Raw genomic sequence first — 14,336 nt, 5'->3', positions numbered from 1 at the left:
CCGTCTTCCCCGCCGCCCCCCGCCCGGGGCCCCGGGGGGGGGCCGTGGTCGCGGCCCCCCGCGGGGGCGGGTGTGGTGTGGGGGGGGGGGGGGGGGGGGTGGGGGGCCCCCCCCCCCCCCCCACGCCGCATGGCGGGGCCGGTGGACCGGGAAGGTCAGTCGTTCCAGGTGACGGCCGTGAAGGCGGCGATCGTGATCAGCCAGGCGAGGGCGGGGAGGCCGAGGAGGAGGGCGGGCGGCAGCGAGGACCAGATGAGGCCGAAGCCCGCGAAGAACGCGAGGACGGCGGCGACGGCGCCGATGGCGGCGAAGCGGGCCGCGCTCGGGCCGAGCCGTGACCAGGACAGGCCGTGGGAGGTGAGTGTCGATCCCAGGCCGACCAGGAGCGCCACCCCGAGGAGGACCGCGAGGGACGACCTGTTCGGGTTGTCGGCGCGATGTCCCTGGTAAGCGACCGAGGCCACCCGTCCCCGGAAGATCATCAGGTCCACGGCCGCGCCGATCTCCACGTCCGCGTAGAACGCTGCGCCGACCTTGTAGCTCCGCGTGGGAGCCGCCTCGCGCGCCACGGTCACCGTGTGCGTGGCCTCGGGGTTGTCGGCGGCTGGACCGGCGCCGGCGTGGACGGCCTTGGCCGTCACCCGGCCCGGCTCGTGCCGCACGCAGTGCGTGCCGGGCCCGCGTGCCGCCGCCGTGTCGCACGCGGGGGCGGAGCGGTAGGCGTGCACCCGCATGTCGGCGGCGGCGAACCAGCCGAAGCCGAGAGCGGTGGTGGCCAGTCCCGCCAGGACGAGCAGGGCCGGTAGTTTCGTCCTCCTGATCCGAACGTTCAAGGCAACCCCCACAGATCGCCGTCCACGGGCACCTCCCCGATGCCCAGCAGCGATGGTCCCAGGGAAGCGGCGGCCGGGGAGCGGGACGGGTGAACCTGTCGCGAGGTTGTCGAAGTTCCGGCCTCAGATGTCGGTGGCGGCGGCGAAGTCGATGAAGGCCTGCCATGCGGCGGGCTCGAAGGTGAGGTGGGGGCCGGTCCTGTCCTTGGAGTCGCGGACGTGGACGGTGCCGGGGGCCGACCTCCCTGGAACCCTGGAGGTGCTGCCCGGCCGGGAAGCTCGGCTCCGGGGGTCAGGCGATGCGGTGTTCCCAGCGCATCTTGGGCTTCTCCCCGATCCAGTAGGTGTGCGCGCGGGGGGTGACGTGGAGGCGGACCTCGGTGATGTCGGGTCGGCCGGCGTCGTGCCAGGCGGTGATGGCGTCCTCGACCGTGTCCCAGAGGGCGACGGGACCGCCCTGCCGGACGGTCCACGCGCCGTCGGTCTCGGCCAGGGCGGCGAAGGACTCCCGGCCGGTATCGAAGAGGTAGGTCGTCGCGCTGCCGTCGGCGGCGACGGCGCGGACGAGCTGCGCGTCGGGGGCGGCGAGTTGGGCGAGGAACGCCGGCATCCATTCGGCGAGGAGGGCCGGACCGATCGGGGTGGGGCGCTCGGTGTCGGCGTAGGCGGCGCGGGCGGCGAGGTCGCCGTCGAGAGGGCGGGCGGCCTGGGAGCGGGCGGGCATGAACGAGCTGCGGCCGGTGATCCGACCCTCGGCGGTGCCGTCGTCGTTGACAGTGACCTTGGCCAGGCCGGTGCCGTAGGCCCAGGAACCGACGGTGGCGAGCACGATACCGCCGGGCCGGGTCTGGCGGATCCAGGCCTAGGGGATGCGGCGCACCGCGCAGGTCGCGATCACCCGGTCATAGGGAGCGCGACGAGGGTGGCCGAGGAGGCCGTCCCCGGTCACGGTCCAGGTGGAGTGCCCGGCCTCTTCGAGGGCGGCGTCGGCGCGCCGCGCCACGTCGGGGTCGACTTCGATGGTGGTCACGTTGTCGTCGCCGAGGCGGTGACACAGGAGCGCGGTGGAGTAGCCGGTGCCGGTGCCGATTTCGAGCACGGTGTGGCCGTCGTGGAGGCCGAGGGCTTCGATCATGGCGACGACGGTGACGGGAGTGGTGGAGGAGGACGTGGGGAAGCCGGCGAGCGGTTCGGCGGCCTGGTCGGCGGCGAACCGGGCGTCGGCCGGATCGAGGTGGTCGAATGCGGGCCAGTCCGGGCGGCGCCAGTACAGGGCGCGGATGCCCGTCAGGTCGGCGTTGCGGGAGGGGGTGCGCAGCTGCCCGGCCGTGCCGGCCGGGCAGCTGCCGAAGCGGGCGGAGACCAGCAGGCCGGTCCCGATGTCGGCGGGGTTGAAGCGGATCACCTCCGTGCCGCGCCGGTTGAGTTCGGTGATCACCATGTCGGCGGTCATGTCGTCCGCCGCAGTGGCGACGGCTACCGGTCCCGTGCCCGTCATCGTCATCAGTCCTGCTCGGAGTCCTGGTCGTGGTCGGTGTCGTTGCGGGAGTCCTGGTTGGTGGACTCGGGCTTGGTCTCGGTGCCCTTCGCGGTGCCGTGCTTGCCCATATCCACCACCCGGCCGTCCTGGTCGAGGAACACGGCGACCTGGGTGTGCGGGTCGAGGACGACGTCGGTGTAGGGCTCGACGGTCACCGACGGGTAGCGGCGGAGCCTGGTCAGGCCCCAGGGGGCGAGCGTGCTCGTGGTCATCGCTTCCTTCCTCTCACGCTGCTGGTGCGTGGAACGGGGTGTCCGGCGATCCCGGAACCACCGGCCGCAAGGTGTGATCGACCGTAGCGGGCCGGTTGCGGACAGTGCCAGAAAGTTGCGCGGAATTGCGAGTCCGGTCCGCACCGCAGGCGTAATCTCGCTCCCGAGAGCACGAGTTGAACGTCGGGCGAATCTGCGTAACTCGCGAGGAAGGGCCGACATGAAGAAGCTACGGTTCATTGGGATCGACCCCAACACGGGAGACGATGAGTGCCCGACGGTCTGGTACGACGAGGAGGCCGGAGAGATCGTCATCCAGGGCTGGAAGGCCGACGACGAGCTGCGCACCGCATGCCGGGAGACCGGAAGCATCCCCGACTCAGAGGATGGGGTCCGGCTGCCGGCCCGCATGGTGCCGATCTTGAGGGAGGCGTGCGATGCCGCCGAAGGTACCGACGTTCGCTGAGCAGTTGGCCGCCGCTCGGTCCAGCGCCGTGCACCTGGAGATGCGCGACTCCTACAGCGTCGTGAAGGAAGCGGACGCCTTCGCCGCGTGGCGGGACGGATTCCGGCACGACCCGAACGACCGCGCCTCGTGGTGGCGGCCGTGGCTCACCCTGATCCAGGAGACCGTCGCCCGCGGCGTCGAGGTCCGCCGGGCCAGGATCGTGTCCGAGCCGGTATCGGAGTACATCCGGTTCGAGCACTCCGGCACCTTCACCAACATCGCCGCCGGGGAGCAGATCCGCTGGCTGCCCCGGCGGCAGGCATCCGACATCGCCCTGCCGGGCAACGACTTCTGGCTGTTCGACGGCACGCTGGTCCGGTTCAACCACTTCACCGGCGACGGCGAGTCCGCCGGCCCGTCGTTCAACGACGACCCGGCCGTTGCCCGGCTATGTGCGACGGCCTTCGAGACGGTCTGGCAGCGGGCCGTGCCGCACGAGAAGTTCACCGTCTGACCCGTACCAGCGACAACCGCACCGATGTCGACCTCCCCGTCCTCCAGCGCCCAGGCGGTCCGCGTCGCGTTGGCCGCCCGCCTCGGCGAGCTGATGCGCGACGCCGGCCTGAAGGGCGGGGAGCTGTCCGCCCGCTGCGGCTGGCACGCCGCCAAGACCTCCCGCATCCTCCACGCCAGGGTCGCCCCCAGTGACTCCGACATCCGGGCCTGGTGCCAGGCCTGCGGCGCCGACGGCCAGGCCGACGACCTGATCGCCTCCAATCGCGCCGCCGACTCCCTGTACGTCGAGTGGAGGCGCATCACCCGTGCCGGCCTTCGGCAGGTCCAGCAGGCCCGCGTCCCGCTGTACTCCCGCACCAGCCTCTTCCGGGCCTACTCCTCCCGAGTCGTCCCCGGCGCCCTGCAGACCAGGGAGTACGCCGGCGCCCTGCTCCGCACGGTGGCCGATGTGCGCCGGACGCCGGACGACGTGGCCGATGCGGTCGAAGCCCGCCTGGCCCGTTCTCGGGTCGTCTTCGAGGGCGGGCGCCGCTTCGTCGCGGTCATCGAGGAATCCGTCCTGCGTTACCGAATCGGCGACGAAGCGGTGATGGCCGGACAACTCGGCCACCTGCTCCAGGTCATGTCGATGCCATCGGTCTCCCTCGGCATCATCCCGTTCACCGCCGGCCGCACCATGTGGCCGGCGGAGACGTTCAACCTGTTCGACGACGGGCAGGTCGGCGTGGAACTGCTCTCGGCCCAGGTTACGGTGACGGCGCCGAGCGACCTTGCCTTGTACGTGCAGGCGTTCTCCCGGTTCACCGGACTCGCCGTCCACGGAACTGCGGCACGCGCACTGATCACCGCGGCGATCGACACCCTGGGATGACGGGACAGTGTGGCTTCAGGCTTCAGGCTTCGGTGGCGGCGGCGAAGTCCACGAAGGCCTGCCAGGCGGCGGGTTCGAAGGTGAGGTGGGGGCCGGACTTGTCCTTGGAGTCGCGGACGTGGACGGTGCCGGGGGTTTCGGCGACTTCGACGCACGCGGCGTCCTCGTTGCTGCTGTGGCTGCTCTTGAACCAGGTCGGCTCGGTCATGGGACCAGGATGCGCCGACGGCCCGCCGCAGGGAAGCGGCGGGCCGTCGGTGGGGTGCTGTTTCAGACGTCAGCGTTCGCGGCGAAGTCCACGAAGGCCTGCCAGGCGGCCGGCTCGAAGGCCAGCTGCGGGCCGGACTTGTCCTTGGAGTCGCGGACGTGGACGGTGCCGGGGGTTTCGGCGACCTCGACGCACTGGGCGCCCTCGTTGCTGCTGTAGCTGCTCTTGAACCACGCGAGTTCGGCCATGCCTACCGCTCTCCCAGAATCTTCTCGATCAAGGCCAGGGACTCCCTCATGGTGAGCGCCTGTCCCCTGAGGGTGCCGTACCGTGCTGCCATCTTACGGATTTCCTCCGGATCCGTGATCAGCCTGTTCACGTGCTGCACCTCGACGTAGGCGATCTGCGGGCGACCGTTCGGCGTGAGGAGAGCGAACGAGCCACCCATGCCCGCGTTCTCCGTGCGATCGAGCGGCATGACCTGCAGCTCCACTCCGCGAATTTCGGCAACCTGGAGCAGATGGCGCAGCTGGGCATGGTGGACATCCCAGCCGCCGAGGGGGCGACGCAGGGCACTCTCGTCGATGACCCAGCTGAGGACGGGCAACGGCCACCGGTTCAGGATGTCCTGTCGGGCCATCCGCGCGGCCACCCACGCCTCGACCTGCTCGACGGAGAGCCACGGCCTCCGCATGTCGTACAACGCCCGCGCGTGCGCCTCCGTCTGGAGCAGCCCGGGAATGTGGAGGCTGCTGTACTCGTGGATCTCGATCGCCTTCGACTCCTCGGCCGTGAAGGCCTTGGAGAACGCCGGATGGCGCTCGCTGATCCGGATCTTCGCCTTCATCACGTCGTCCGCGATGAGCTTCAGCACGCCGCCCGCGTTGACGGCGTCGTCCACCTTCGCCAGGATCTCGATCCTCGGCGTCCGCTTGCCCCGCTCGACCGCGCCGATCATGTCCTCGCTGTAGCCGATGATGTCGGCCAGTTCGCGCTGCGTCAGCCCCGCCCGCTCGCGGAACATCTTGATCAACTTGCCCACGGCGCTGTAGAACTCCGCGACCCCGTCCGAGTTCTCCGCCGTCTCGCCGTCGTCGAAGACCGTACGCTCGACACCACTCACCATGGGAATCACCCCTGCTCACACGTGTTTGCGACCGAATGATCCGAGCCGCCCCGACCGGTCGACCCTCCGCGTCCGGACAAGCACCCTCCGTGCCCGCCTGACTCGTGGTCAGCGTACGTCCGGGCCGCCACGATTTTCTCCATGACGACCGAAATTCCGCTCGACAACTCCCGCCGTCACACCATCACACTCGCCGCCACGCCGAAGGGGGCCTGCCTCTGCCGCGCTGTAACGAGACGTCAACTCTCCCTCTGGGGAGTCGATTCCACGTTCGGAGAGCCCTTCCACTCCGCGCTGATCATCGTCGCGGAGCTGGCCTCGAACGCGATCAGACATGGGCGCGTTCCGGGGCGCGGGTTCGAGTTGCACCTCAGTCTCACCACCACTGTGCGCCGGGGCGCCACCCTCCGGATCGAGATCTCGGACTGCCGGGGCGACCGCCTGCCCGTCCTCCCCGTCCTCCCGACCGCCCGCAGTACGTCGCAGGCCCAGTCCGGCCGGGGCCTGGTGCTGATCGACGCCCTCGCCGACCGCTGGGGCACGCTGCCCCGGCACCCCAACGCCAAGACCGTCTGGGCCGAGGTCGACCTCACCGATGCCGGCTGAACCCCGCGACAGCGGCGGGAGCGCCGCACTCTGCACCCTGCTCCCGTTCGTGCTGCTCCTCGCCCTGCTGGCGTGGGCCTACCCGCTCACCACCCGCCACCACGACCGCCACCCGCGCCCCGTCCCGTTCCCCGTCCCCACCTCCACGATCACGGCCACGCCCCGGTGATCCCGGTGGCGTAGGACGTGGCCGCCGGGCTTCGAGACAGGTCTCGAAGCCCGGCGGCGGGGGGACCGGGGTCGCGCCTCCGGGGGCCGTCGGGGTTGCGCCCTGCTCGGGTCGTAGCAGCCGGTCGGGGAGGTGCGACCTGATGGGGAGGAGGGGGTGGACCTGAGTCCGACGACCCGCTGTCGTGACGCTGGGACCCCGGGCGGTGCCACCGCCGCGCTCCATCCTGCTCGGCAGGCTCATCGGGAGGACCACCGGCCGCAGTTGGCAGCAGGAGGTCGAGCACCGGATCATCCGCCCCCTCGGCCTGAGCGGGACCACCATGCCGGAGAACGACCCGACCGTCCCCGGTCACCACCCCCGCGCCTACGCCGCCATGCCCGGGGGCCCGGTGGACATCACGCTGTTCAACCCGACCGTCGCCGACCCCTCCGGCGCCGGCATCTCCACCGTACGACCCCGCCGGGCTGCCCGCCTCGGAGGCCGCCTTCGGCCACCTGGTGACCGCCGCGGCCTGCGCCGGCAGGCCGTAGGGTCCGTGCGGCGGCGCGGCGGTCACGCGAACGACGGCCACCGGTTGGCGGCCCACTCGCGCCAGCCCGTCCAGCCGGGTGGTGGGTCGGCGGTCCTGAGGCCCGTCAGTTCCGCCGCGTCGGGCTCCTCGAAGTTCGCCCGCCCGTACAGGATGTCCGCCTCCGACAGAGGCAGCGTCTCGTCGGGGGTGGTCGCCCAGCGATGGGCGATGCGGGCGCGTTGGGTCTCGTCGTCCACCGGCAGGTAGACCATGTGGAAACGCGCGCCCTCGGCCTCCACCAGTCGGCGGATCGCGGTCCGTTCGTCCCGTGACCAGCAGCCGTAGTCCAGGACGACGTTGGTCCTCAGCTTGACCGCCTCCAAGGCGAGCCAGAGCATGCGTCCTTCCAGCACGTCGCGCTTCCCGTCCGCCTCCACCTGGTCGAACAGGGGAATCATCCAGTCGTCGGTCGTCAGGCGCAGCGCGCCGTGCTCCGCGGCGAGCTGTCGAGCCCTCGTGGTCTTTCCGGCCCCTGGCAGGCCGACCATCAGGAACAACGTGGTCATACCCGGATCCTGGCAGGGAAGCCGGCCGGAGGACCACCCCTTTGTCGGCGCGCGCCCACCGGCCGGGGGCGAGCAGCGCCGGAGGGGGCGGGAAGCGTCGGCCCCGGCGGCCGGCTGAGGTACGTCCGCAGGACGAGGTGGTACGGGACTTCGGGATCACGAGGAGTCGATCTTGGTCGTCCGGTGAGCTGACGACGGGGCGTCAGGGCGCGTGATGTCGTGGGGATCACCGAGCACCCGCACCACCGTGGGAGAGACACCTCATGAACGCGCACACCTTCCGCTGGAAGGCGGTCGTCGCTGCCGCCGTCGCCGTCGGAACCCTCGCCGCCGCCCCCTCCGCCGTCGCGGCGCACCGGCCGGACGCCGTTCAGCGGCAACTCGACGCGCTGGTGGGCCAGGACGGCGCGCCCGGGGCGCTGGCGGCGGTCAAGGGATGGGACGAGCGGACCCGCAGCTACACCGCCGGCGTCGGGGACGTGGCCACGGGCGCCGCCGTGCCCAGGGACGGGCAGGTGCGGATCGGCAGCAACACCAAGACGTTCACCGCCGTCGTCGTGCTCCAACTCGTCGGCGAGGGGCGGATCGAGCTGGACGAGCCGGTGGAGAAGTACCTGCCGGGCGTGGTGCGCGGGGACGGCATCGACGGCAATCTCATCACCGTCCGCCGGCTCCTCCAGCACACCAGCGGACTGCCCGACTACACCCGCTACCTCGGCGACGACGTCCGCCCCTACCAGCCGCGGGAACTGGTCGACATCGCGCTGCGCCACCCGGCCGACTTCGAGCCGGGGCGGGGCTGGGCGTACAGCAACACCAACTACGTGCTGGCCGGCCTGATCGTCGAGGCGGTCACCCACCGCCCGCTCGCCGAGGAGATCGAGCGGCGCGTCGTCCGGCACCTCGGCCTGCGGCACACCTACTTCCCGGCGCCCGGCGACGCGACCATCCGCGAGGCCCACCCGCACGGCTACTACCGGGAGTCGGCGGGCGGGCCGCTGATCGACATCACGGACATGGACCCGTCGTGGGCGTGGGCGGCGGGGCAGCTGGTCTCCACCCCCTCGGACCTCAACCGGTTCTTCGCCGCGCTGGCCGGCGGGGACCTGCTCCAGCCCGCCCAACTCGCCGAGATGCGGCGGACGGTGGACGCGGGGAAGCCCTTCGCGCCCGGCGCCGGGTACGGGCTGGGGCTGGTGAGCACGCCGCTGTCCTGCGGCGGGGTGTACTGGGGCCACGGCGGCAGCATCCCGGGCTACGAGACGCGCGGCGGCGCGACCGAGGACGGCCGCGCCGCCAGCATCACGATCACCGTGCAGCCCGACGACGAGGCGACGGCGCGGCACCTGGAGGCCGCGGTGGACACGGCGCTGTGCGCGATGAAGCACGACAGGTGGTTCGGTACCCCCGCAGGGGGATGACAGCCTGCGGCGGCGCCCCTATGGTCCAGACCTATGTTGACTGGACAACGCATGACCAGGCCCTTGAGAGCCGTCGGCGCCGCACTCGCCCTGGTGCTCGCGGGCGCCGGAGTGGCGGAGGCCGCGCCGGAGCAGCGGCCCCGGCCGCTGGTGTGGACGGACTGCCCCGCCGACCCGTCCGGGGCGCCGGTGGACCCGAGGCTGCGCTGCACCACGCTGCGCGTGCCGCTGGACTACCGGGCCCCGCACGGGCGGACCATCGAGATCGCGGTGTCGAAGCTCGCCACCGCCAAGCCGGGCGTGCGGCGCGGCATCCTGGTGCACAACGGCGGCGGCCCGGGGGTGGCCAGCCTGCACCTGCCCAGCGCCCAGGAGGCCGGCTACCCGCAGGAGGTGCTGGACCGGTACGACCTGGTGAGCTTCGACCCGCGCGGCGTCGGCCGCAGCACGCCGGTGAGCTGCGGCCGGACGGCGGCCGAGGTTCCGTACGAGCTGGTCTTCCCGTTCCCGGCCCCGGACGGGTCGATCGCCCCCAACGTGCGCTTCGCGCGCGACCTGGCGCGCGACTGCCTGGCCCGCAACGGCGAGTTCATCCGCCAGTTGACCACCGCGAACACCGCGCGCGACCTGGACCGCATCCGCGCCGCCCTCGGCGAGCAGAAGATCTCCTACCGCGCCGCGTCGTACGGCACCTACCTGGGCGCGGTCTACGCCGAGCTGTTCCCGGGGCGGACGGACCGCTTCGTGCTCGACGCCAACGTCAGCCCCAACGTGACCTGGCAGGACCGGCTGGCCACCTGGGACCACGCCAGCGAGCTGCGCTTCGAGGACTTCGCCGCCTGGGCGGCCGAGCGCGACGCCACCCTGCACTTCGGCGCGACCCCGGCGGCCGTGCGCGCCAACTACCTCGCGCTGGCCGCGAAGCTGGACCGGACGCCGGTGACCCACCCGGTGGCCGGGCCGGTCAACGGCAACCTGTGGCGGACGCTCTACCGCCTGGACTCCTACCACTCCGCGCTGTTCCAGGAGATCGCCGACTGGTGGCGCTTCCTCGCCGACGACGGCGCGGGGCCGGTCCCGTACTGGTGGCTGGCCAAGGGCGACACGGGCATCCCCGAGGACAACGACGTGGCCGCGCTGGTGGCGGTGCTCTGCGCCGACACCCCGGCGCCGCGCGACCTCGGGCGGTACCAGCGGAACGTCACCGAGAGCGGGAGGCGCAACCCGATCCTGAACGGCATGGGCGCCAACGTCTGGCCCTGCGCGTTCTGGCCCGCCCCGGTCGAACCCGCCGTCCGGGTCACCGACCGGGGCGCCGCCAACATCCTGCTGCTGCAGACCACGCGGGACCCGGCCACCCCCCTGGTCGGCGCGCTGGGCATGCGGGCGACGCTCGGCAAGCGGGCCCGGATGGTCACCGTCGACGGCGGCAACCACGGCGCCTACGACCGGTGGACGCCGTCCTGCGCGGTGACCGCCGCCGACCGGTTCCTGAGCACCGGGGTGCTGCCCGAGCGGGACCTCTCCTGCAGCCCGGACCCCGCCCCCGCCCCGGACCCCGCCCCGGCCGCCGCCCTCAGCGGATCAGCCGGACCTCGGGGTGAGCAGGCGAGGGCGCGGTGAACAGCGGCGTGGGCCGGTGGCGCAGCTGGAGGTCGAAGAAGGCCGCCAGATAGGCGCGTTGGGCCGCGACGGCGCGGGCGGGGTCGATCACGCCGAGCAGATGATCGACCTCGTCGGCGGGCCAGGCGATGGCGGGGCGGGCGGCGCTCAGCAGGACCTCCAGGTCGGCGAAGCTGCCGTGCCCGGAGCCTTCCAGCACGATCTGCCGGCGCCAGGAGGTCAGGCGCGGCCAGAGCGCGTCCCACATCGCGTCGCGGGCCGGGCGCACGTCCGAGGCGCCGAACAGCAGCAGCGGGCGGTCCAGGCCGTCGGTGGCGGCGGTGCCGAAGACCGGGCCGTCCAGGGAGGCGCCGGCCCGTACGCGCGGGTCGTCGTGCAGGGTCTGGACGGCGGTGGCGCCGCCCATCGAGTGGCCGGCCACGCCGACGGCGCCGAGGTCGAGGGCCGCGCCGAGGCCGGGCGGCAGGGGGCGGTGCTCGGCGTCGGGGTCGGCGCCCGCGGCGAGGTCGGTCAGCCGGTCGAGGACGAAGCGGGTGTCGGCGGTGCGGTAGGCGACGATCTCCTCGTCGGTCATGGCGAACACGGCGGGCTTGTTGCGGACCTCCAGCCGGCCGTCGGGAAAGGCGACTTCACCGGCGTCGAAGGTGTGGTCGAGGACGGCGACCACATAGCCGCGGGAGGCGAGGTCCTCGGCGGCGAGGGTGGCGAAGGAGCGGTCGGCGCGCGAGCCGGGCGAGTACAGGACCACCGGGTGGCGGGCGGTGCGGTCGACGGGCGCGTCCTCGCGGGAGTGGGTGGCCGGCCAGGTCAGGCTACCCGGGGCGGCGCCGAGGTAGTCGGACTCCAGGTGGGCCCGCTCGGCGGCTCCCGTCCACGGCGCGAGCCGGTGGGCGGGGGCGCCGCAGGCGGCGGCCGGGTACCAGAGCTGCGCCATCAGCTCGCGCGGACGCGGGGTGGGCGCCCAGCGGTCGGGGCGCCGCGGGTCGACGAGGTGGAGCGTGGTCGTGCCGACGGGCTGCGGGCCGGTCGGCGCGGGCAGGGTGAGTGCGATCGGGGCGGCGGTGGTGGCGGCGGGAGGCCGGGCGTAAGCCGTGGAGGTGGGGGCGAGGGCGCCGGAGGCCAGCAGGACGGCGAGCGCGGCGGCGGTGCGGTAGCGGTGGTGCGGCATGAGGGGATTCCTCCGAGGAACGGGTCGGTCGGTGCCGTCACCACCGTGGCGGCCGGGCCCCGCCCGGCGCGTCCCGCCGTGGGCATACGACCGTGGTCGGATGCCGGCCCGCCGGGCCGTGGCTAGCCTGGCCGGATGCTGAACGACGAGCGGGTCGCGCCCGTCCCGTGGACCAAGCGGCTGGCGCCCGTGCACCGGGCGTGGACGGACCCGTTCGCCGCGCTGGCCGGCACCGCCGTGACCGCCGCCCGGGTGCTCGACGCCGTGCGGGACTTCGACCCGCACGGGCGCGGCAACCCGCCGCCGGCCGGACCGGCCGCCGTGGCCGTCGCGCTGCTCGCCACGGCGCTGCTGGGCCTGGCGCTGGCCGCCCGGCGGCGGGACGGGGCCGGGGCGTGCGTGCTCGCGCTCTGCGCCTGGGCGGGGGCGGTGGCGGGGTGCCGGCAGCCCGCGATCGGGCTGGTCGTGGGGTTCTGGGCGGTGCTGGTCGGCGTGCTGGCGGCCTACACGGCGGCGGCCCACGACCGGCGGGCCGCGCGGGTGGCGCTCGGCGCGGCCGCGGCCGGCTGGGCGCTCACCCTGGCGGCGCCCTCCGAGGTGGGCGGCAATCTGCTGCTCGCGGTGATCGGGCAGACGGCCGGCTGGGCGGCGGGGGACGCGGTGCGCCGGCACCGCGCGCACACCACCGCGCTCGCCGCGCACCGGGCGGCCCTGGAACGCGCCGCCCGCTCGGAGGAACGGCTGCGCCTGGCGAGGGAGTTGCACGATGTGGTGGCCCACAGTCTGGGGGTGGTGAGCGTTCAGGCGGGCTACGGCCGGTACGCGCTGGAGCGGGCCGCGCAGCAGGACGGTCCGGCCGGGGCGGCGCTCGCGGCGATCAAGACGGTGAGCGCGGAGGCGCTGCGCGAGATCCGGGCGCTGCTGGCCGTGCTGCGCGAGGACGCGGAGCACGGGGCGCCGCCGCCCGCCCCCGTGCCCGCACCCGGTCTGGCGGCGGCGGATCTGGCGCGGTTGGCGGACCGGACGGTCGCCGCGGGCGTCGCGGTGCGGGTGCGGATCCGCGGCCGGGAGCGCGAACTGCCGCCCGGCGTCGGCCTGTCCGGCTACCGGATCGTCCAGGAGGCGCTGGCCAACGTGGTCCGGCACTCGGGCGCGGCCTCGGCCCGGGTGGAGGTGGAGTACCGGGACGGCGAGCTGTGGCTGGAGGTCACGGACGACGGTCCCGCCGGTGGTCCCGCCGGCGGCGGCGCCCGGGTGGCGGCGGCGCCCGGCGGCACCGGCCTGGTCGGGATGCGCGAGCGGGTGGCCCCGTACGGCGGCTGGTGCCTCGCCGGGCCGACGCCGGCCGGCGGGTTCCGCGTCACGGCGGGGCTGCCACTGGACGCGGCGGTGGTTCGGTCGTGACGATCCGCGTCGTGGTCGCCGACGACCAGGCCCTGGTGCGGGCCGGGTTCGCCGGCATCCTGCGCCTGGCGCCCGGATTCGAGGTGGCCGGCGAGGCCGCCGACGGCGCCCGGGCCGTCGAACTCGCCCACCGGGAACGGCCGGACGTCGTCCTCATGGACATCCGGATGCCCGGCCTGGACGGCATCGAGGCCACCCGCCGGATCACCGCCGGACCGTCCGGCAGCCGGGTGCTGATCCTGACCACCTTCGAGCTCGACGAGTACGTGCGCGGCGCGCTGCACGCCGGGGCCGGCGGCTTCCTGCTCAAGGACGCCGAACCGGCCGAACTCCTCGCCGCCACCCGGGCGGTGGCCGCCGGTGAGGCCGCGCTCGCGCCCAGCGTCACCCGCCGACTGGTCGCCGCGCTGCTCGCCGGGGATCAGCCCGCCGCCCCCGAGGACCCGGCGCGGACCCGGGCCCGGGCGGCCGTCGCGGCCCTCACCGCCCGCGAGCGCGAGGTGCTCGCGCTGGTCGGCGACGGCCTCACCAACCCCGAGATCGCCGCCCGCCTGCACATCACCGAGGGCACCACCAAGACCCACATCGGCCGGCTGCTGCACAAGCTCGCCGCCCGCGACCGCGTCCGCCTCGCGATCCTCGCCCACCACGCGGGCCTGTCCCGCTGACCTCGCGGCGGGTTGACACGCTTCTTCGTATCGAGAATATTAGATGCGTCTTGAGGGATCGGGCTTGCCGAAGGAGGTGGACGGTGGATCCGCTGGCCGTTCACAAGGCGCTCGCGAACCCCGCGCGGGCGGAGTTCCTGCACTGGCTGAAGACGCCGGAGCGCTACTTCGACGAGGAGTACTACCGCGAGCGCGGCGTCGGGTTCCACATCGGCGTCTGCGTGACGGACATCCGGGAGCGCTCGGGGCTGGCCCAGTCGGTGGTCTCCGGCTACCTGCAGATCCTGCGGGACGCCGGACTGCTGGTCTCGGAACGGGTCGGCAAGTGGACCTTCTACCGTCGTGACGAGGAGACGATCGCCGCCTTCGCGGCGTACGTCCGCGACGAGCTCTGACGCCCGGACGAGGGCGCGCCCGTGCGGGCGCGCCCTCGTTCTTCGGCA

Annotated in this window: 17 protein-coding genes and 3 pseudogenes; 11 read left to right on the top strand and 9 right to left on the bottom strand. The window is 73.5% G+C overall.

Annotated features, from left to right (window positions below; all coding sequences use genetic code 11):
- Positions 1 to 155 precede the first annotated feature (155 nt).
- The 4 genes and pseudogenes from ABT238_RS24415 to tgmA all read right to left on the bottom strand — a co-directional run bounded on the left by ABT238_RS24415 (position 156) and on the right by tgmA (position 2,585).
- Complete coding sequence (locus ABT238_RS24415) at positions 156 to 833, bottom strand: hypothetical protein (RefSeq protein ID WP_350788559.1); 678 nt, start codon at positions 831 to 833, stop codon at positions 156 to 158.
- Positions 834 to 956: 123 nt separating this feature from the next.
- A pseudogene (locus ABT238_RS24410) lies at positions 957 to 1,076 on the bottom strand (DUF397 domain-containing protein); the annotation flags it as partial.
- Between the two features lie 49 nt (positions 1,077 to 1,125).
- Positions 1,126 to 2,331: pseudogene (tgmC, locus tag ABT238_RS24405) on the bottom strand (ATP-grasp peptide maturase system methyltransferase).
- Between the two features lie 5 nt (positions 2,332 to 2,336).
- Positions 2,337 to 2,585 carry a putative ATP-grasp-modified RiPP gene (gene tgmA, locus ABT238_RS24400; protein WP_350788543.1) on the bottom strand — a complete coding sequence of 83 codons (249 nt, stop codon included), beginning with the start codon at positions 2,583 to 2,585 and terminating at the stop codon, positions 2,337 to 2,339.
- A gap of 220 nt (positions 2,586 to 2,805) precedes the next feature.
- Between tgmA and ABT238_RS24395 the strand changes: the two genes are divergently transcribed.
- The 3 genes from ABT238_RS24395 to ABT238_RS24385 are packed head-to-tail and all read left to right on the top strand — an operon-like array spanning position 2,806 to position 4,420.
- Entirely contained in the window at positions 2,806 to 3,051 is a 246-nt protein-coding gene (locus tag ABT238_RS24395) for a hypothetical protein (RefSeq protein WP_350788521.1), read from the top strand.
- Positions 3,023 to 3,547, top strand: coding sequence for a DUF6879 family protein (locus tag ABT238_RS24390; RefSeq protein WP_350564349.1), 525 nt, complete (start codon positions 3,023 to 3,025; stop codon positions 3,545 to 3,547). The genes ABT238_RS24395 and ABT238_RS24390 overlap by 29 nt, the downstream gene beginning before the upstream one ends.
- A gap of 24 nt (positions 3,548 to 3,571) precedes the next feature.
- Positions 3,572 to 4,420 carry a helix-turn-helix domain-containing protein gene (locus ABT238_RS24385; RefSeq protein ID WP_350788496.1) on the top strand — a complete coding sequence of 283 codons (849 nt, stop codon included), beginning with the start codon at positions 3,572 to 3,574 and terminating at the stop codon, positions 4,418 to 4,420.
- Positions 4,421 to 4,442: 22 nt separating this feature from the next.
- On the opposite strand, the gene ABT238_RS24380 is transcribed toward ABT238_RS24385, so the two are convergent.
- From ABT238_RS24380 to ABT238_RS24370, 3 genes are all read right to left on the bottom strand, one after another.
- Positions 4,443 to 4,628, bottom strand: a complete 186-nt coding sequence (locus ABT238_RS24380) for a DUF397 domain-containing protein (protein ID WP_350788472.1) — start codon at positions 4,626 to 4,628, stop codon at positions 4,443 to 4,445.
- A gap of 62 nt (positions 4,629 to 4,690) precedes the next feature.
- Positions 4,691 to 4,876 (bottom strand): DUF397 domain-containing protein, encoded by a 186-nt coding sequence (locus tag ABT238_RS24375; RefSeq protein ID WP_350788460.1) that lies wholly within the window; start codon positions 4,874 to 4,876, stop codon positions 4,691 to 4,693.
- Positions 4,877 to 4,878: 2 nt separating this feature from the next.
- Positions 4,879 to 5,754, bottom strand: a complete 876-nt coding sequence (locus ABT238_RS24370; RefSeq protein WP_350788447.1) for a helix-turn-helix domain-containing protein — start codon at positions 5,752 to 5,754, stop codon at positions 4,879 to 4,881.
- Between the two features lie 141 nt (positions 5,755 to 5,895).
- Between ABT238_RS24370 and ABT238_RS24365 the strand changes: the two genes are divergently transcribed.
- From ABT238_RS24365 to ABT238_RS24355, 3 genes and pseudogenes are all read left to right on the top strand, one after another.
- Entirely contained in the window at positions 5,896 to 6,360 is a 465-nt protein-coding gene (locus ABT238_RS24365) for an ATP-binding protein (RefSeq protein ID WP_350788431.1), read from the top strand.
- Entirely contained in the window at positions 6,350 to 6,529 is a 180-nt protein-coding gene (locus tag ABT238_RS24360) for a hypothetical protein (protein WP_350564339.1), read from the top strand. The genes ABT238_RS24365 and ABT238_RS24360 overlap by 11 nt, the downstream gene beginning before the upstream one ends.
- A gap of 184 nt (positions 6,530 to 6,713) precedes the next feature.
- Positions 6,714 to 7,061: pseudogene (locus tag ABT238_RS24355) on the top strand (serine hydrolase); the annotation flags it as partial.
- A gap of 23 nt (positions 7,062 to 7,084) precedes the next feature.
- Here ABT238_RS24355 and ABT238_RS24350 read toward each other — a convergent pair.
- A complete protein-coding gene (locus ABT238_RS24350; protein ID WP_350564337.1) occupies positions 7,085 to 7,609 on the bottom strand; it encodes a P-loop nucleotide/nucleoside kinase family protein in 525 nt (174 codons plus the stop codon).
- A gap of 263 nt (positions 7,610 to 7,872) precedes the next feature.
- Between ABT238_RS24350 and ABT238_RS24345 the strand changes: the two genes are divergently transcribed.
- Both ABT238_RS24345 and ABT238_RS24340 read left to right on the top strand, forming a co-directional pair.
- The gene (locus tag ABT238_RS24345) at positions 7,873 to 9,030 is read left to right on the top strand and encodes a serine hydrolase domain-containing protein (protein WP_350788385.1); all 1,158 of its coding nucleotides are present in this window, start codon (positions 7,873 to 7,875) and stop codon (positions 9,028 to 9,030) included.
- Between the two features lie 51 nt (positions 9,031 to 9,081).
- Entirely contained in the window at positions 9,082 to 10,653 is a 1,572-nt protein-coding gene (locus ABT238_RS24340; protein WP_350788367.1) for an alpha/beta hydrolase, read from the top strand.
- On the opposite strand, the gene ABT238_RS24335 is transcribed toward ABT238_RS24340, so the two are convergent.
- On the bottom strand, positions 10,607 to 11,821 hold the full coding sequence (locus ABT238_RS24335) for an alpha/beta hydrolase family protein (RefSeq protein WP_350788349.1): 1,215 nt from the start codon (positions 11,819 to 11,821) through the stop codon (positions 10,607 to 10,609). The genes ABT238_RS24340 and ABT238_RS24335 overlap by 47 nt on opposite strands.
- A 135-nt stretch (positions 11,822 to 11,956) precedes the next feature.
- On the opposite strand from ABT238_RS24335, the gene ABT238_RS24330 reads away from it, so the two are divergent.
- The 3 genes from ABT238_RS24330 (at position 11,957) to ABT238_RS24320 (ending at position 14,288) form a co-directional block, all read left to right on the top strand.
- Positions 11,957 to 13,225, top strand: a complete 1,269-nt coding sequence (locus ABT238_RS24330; protein WP_350788339.1) for a sensor histidine kinase — start codon at positions 11,957 to 11,959, stop codon at positions 13,223 to 13,225.
- Complete coding sequence (locus tag ABT238_RS24325) at positions 13,222 to 13,893, top strand: response regulator (protein ID WP_350564328.1); 672 nt, start codon at positions 13,222 to 13,224, stop codon at positions 13,891 to 13,893. The genes ABT238_RS24330 and ABT238_RS24325 overlap by 4 nt, the downstream gene beginning before the upstream one ends.
- Positions 13,894 to 13,976: 83 nt before the next feature.
- Complete coding sequence (locus tag ABT238_RS24320; RefSeq protein WP_350564326.1) at positions 13,977 to 14,288, top strand: ArsR/SmtB family transcription factor; 312 nt, start codon at positions 13,977 to 13,979, stop codon at positions 14,286 to 14,288.
- The last annotated feature ends 48 nt before the right edge of the window (positions 14,289 to 14,336 follow it).

This window comes from Kitasatospora sp. NPDC001527 (assembly GCF_040298605.1).
GTDB lineage: Bacteria > Actinomycetota > Actinomycetes > Streptomycetales > Streptomycetaceae > Kitasatospora.
The sequence above is the reverse complement of the archived record's forward strand: the minus strand, read 5'-3'. Positions and strand labels throughout refer to the sequence as shown.

What these genes read in the sequence shown, in the direction of transcription:
- ABT238_RS24390 (WP_350564349.1), top strand. Translation starts at nt 3,023, where the DNA reads ATGCCGCCGAAGGTACCGACGTTCGCTGAGCAGTTGGCCGCCGCTCGG.
- ABT238_RS24375 (WP_350788460.1), bottom strand. Translation starts at nt 4,876, where the DNA reads ATGGCCGAACTCGCGTGGTTCAAGAGCAGCTACAGCAGCAACGAGGGC.
- ABT238_RS24340 (WP_350788367.1), top strand. Translation starts at nt 9,082, where the DNA reads ATGACCAGGCCCTTGAGAGCCGTCGGCGCCGCACTCGCCCTGGTGCTC.
- tgmA (WP_350788543.1), bottom strand. Translation starts at nt 2,585, where the DNA reads ATGACCACGAGCACGCTCGCCCCCTGGGGCCTGACCAGGCTCCGCCGC.
- ABT238_RS24360 (WP_350564339.1), top strand. Translation starts at nt 6,350, where the DNA reads ATGCCGGCTGAACCCCGCGACAGCGGCGGGAGCGCCGCACTCTGCACC.
- ABT238_RS24380 (WP_350788472.1), bottom strand. Translation starts at nt 4,628, where the DNA reads ATGACCGAGCCGACCTGGTTCAAGAGCAGCCACAGCAGCAACGAGGAC.
- ABT238_RS24370 (WP_350788447.1), bottom strand. Translation starts at nt 5,754, where the DNA reads ATGGTGAGTGGTGTCGAGCGTACGGTCTTCGACGACGGCGAGACGGCG.
- ABT238_RS24345 (WP_350788385.1), top strand. Translation starts at nt 7,873, where the DNA reads ATGAACGCGCACACCTTCCGCTGGAAGGCGGTCGTCGCTGCCGCCGTC.
- ABT238_RS24350 (WP_350564337.1), bottom strand. Translation starts at nt 7,609, where the DNA reads ATGACCACGTTGTTCCTGATGGTCGGCCTGCCAGGGGCCGGAAAGACC.
- ABT238_RS24385 (WP_350788496.1), top strand. Translation starts at nt 3,572, where the DNA reads ATGTCGACCTCCCCGTCCTCCAGCGCCCAGGCGGTCCGCGTCGCGTTG.
- ABT238_RS24330 (WP_350788339.1), top strand. Translation starts at nt 11,957, where the DNA reads ATGCTGAACGACGAGCGGGTCGCGCCCGTCCCGTGGACCAAGCGGCTG.
- ABT238_RS24365 (WP_350788431.1), top strand. Translation starts at nt 5,896, where the DNA reads ATGACGACCGAAATTCCGCTCGACAACTCCCGCCGTCACACCATCACA.
- ABT238_RS24395 (WP_350788521.1), top strand. Translation starts at nt 2,806, where the DNA reads ATGAAGAAGCTACGGTTCATTGGGATCGACCCCAACACGGGAGACGAT.
- ABT238_RS24335 (WP_350788349.1), bottom strand. Translation starts at nt 11,821, where the DNA reads ATGCCGCACCACCGCTACCGCACCGCCGCCGCGCTCGCCGTCCTGCTG.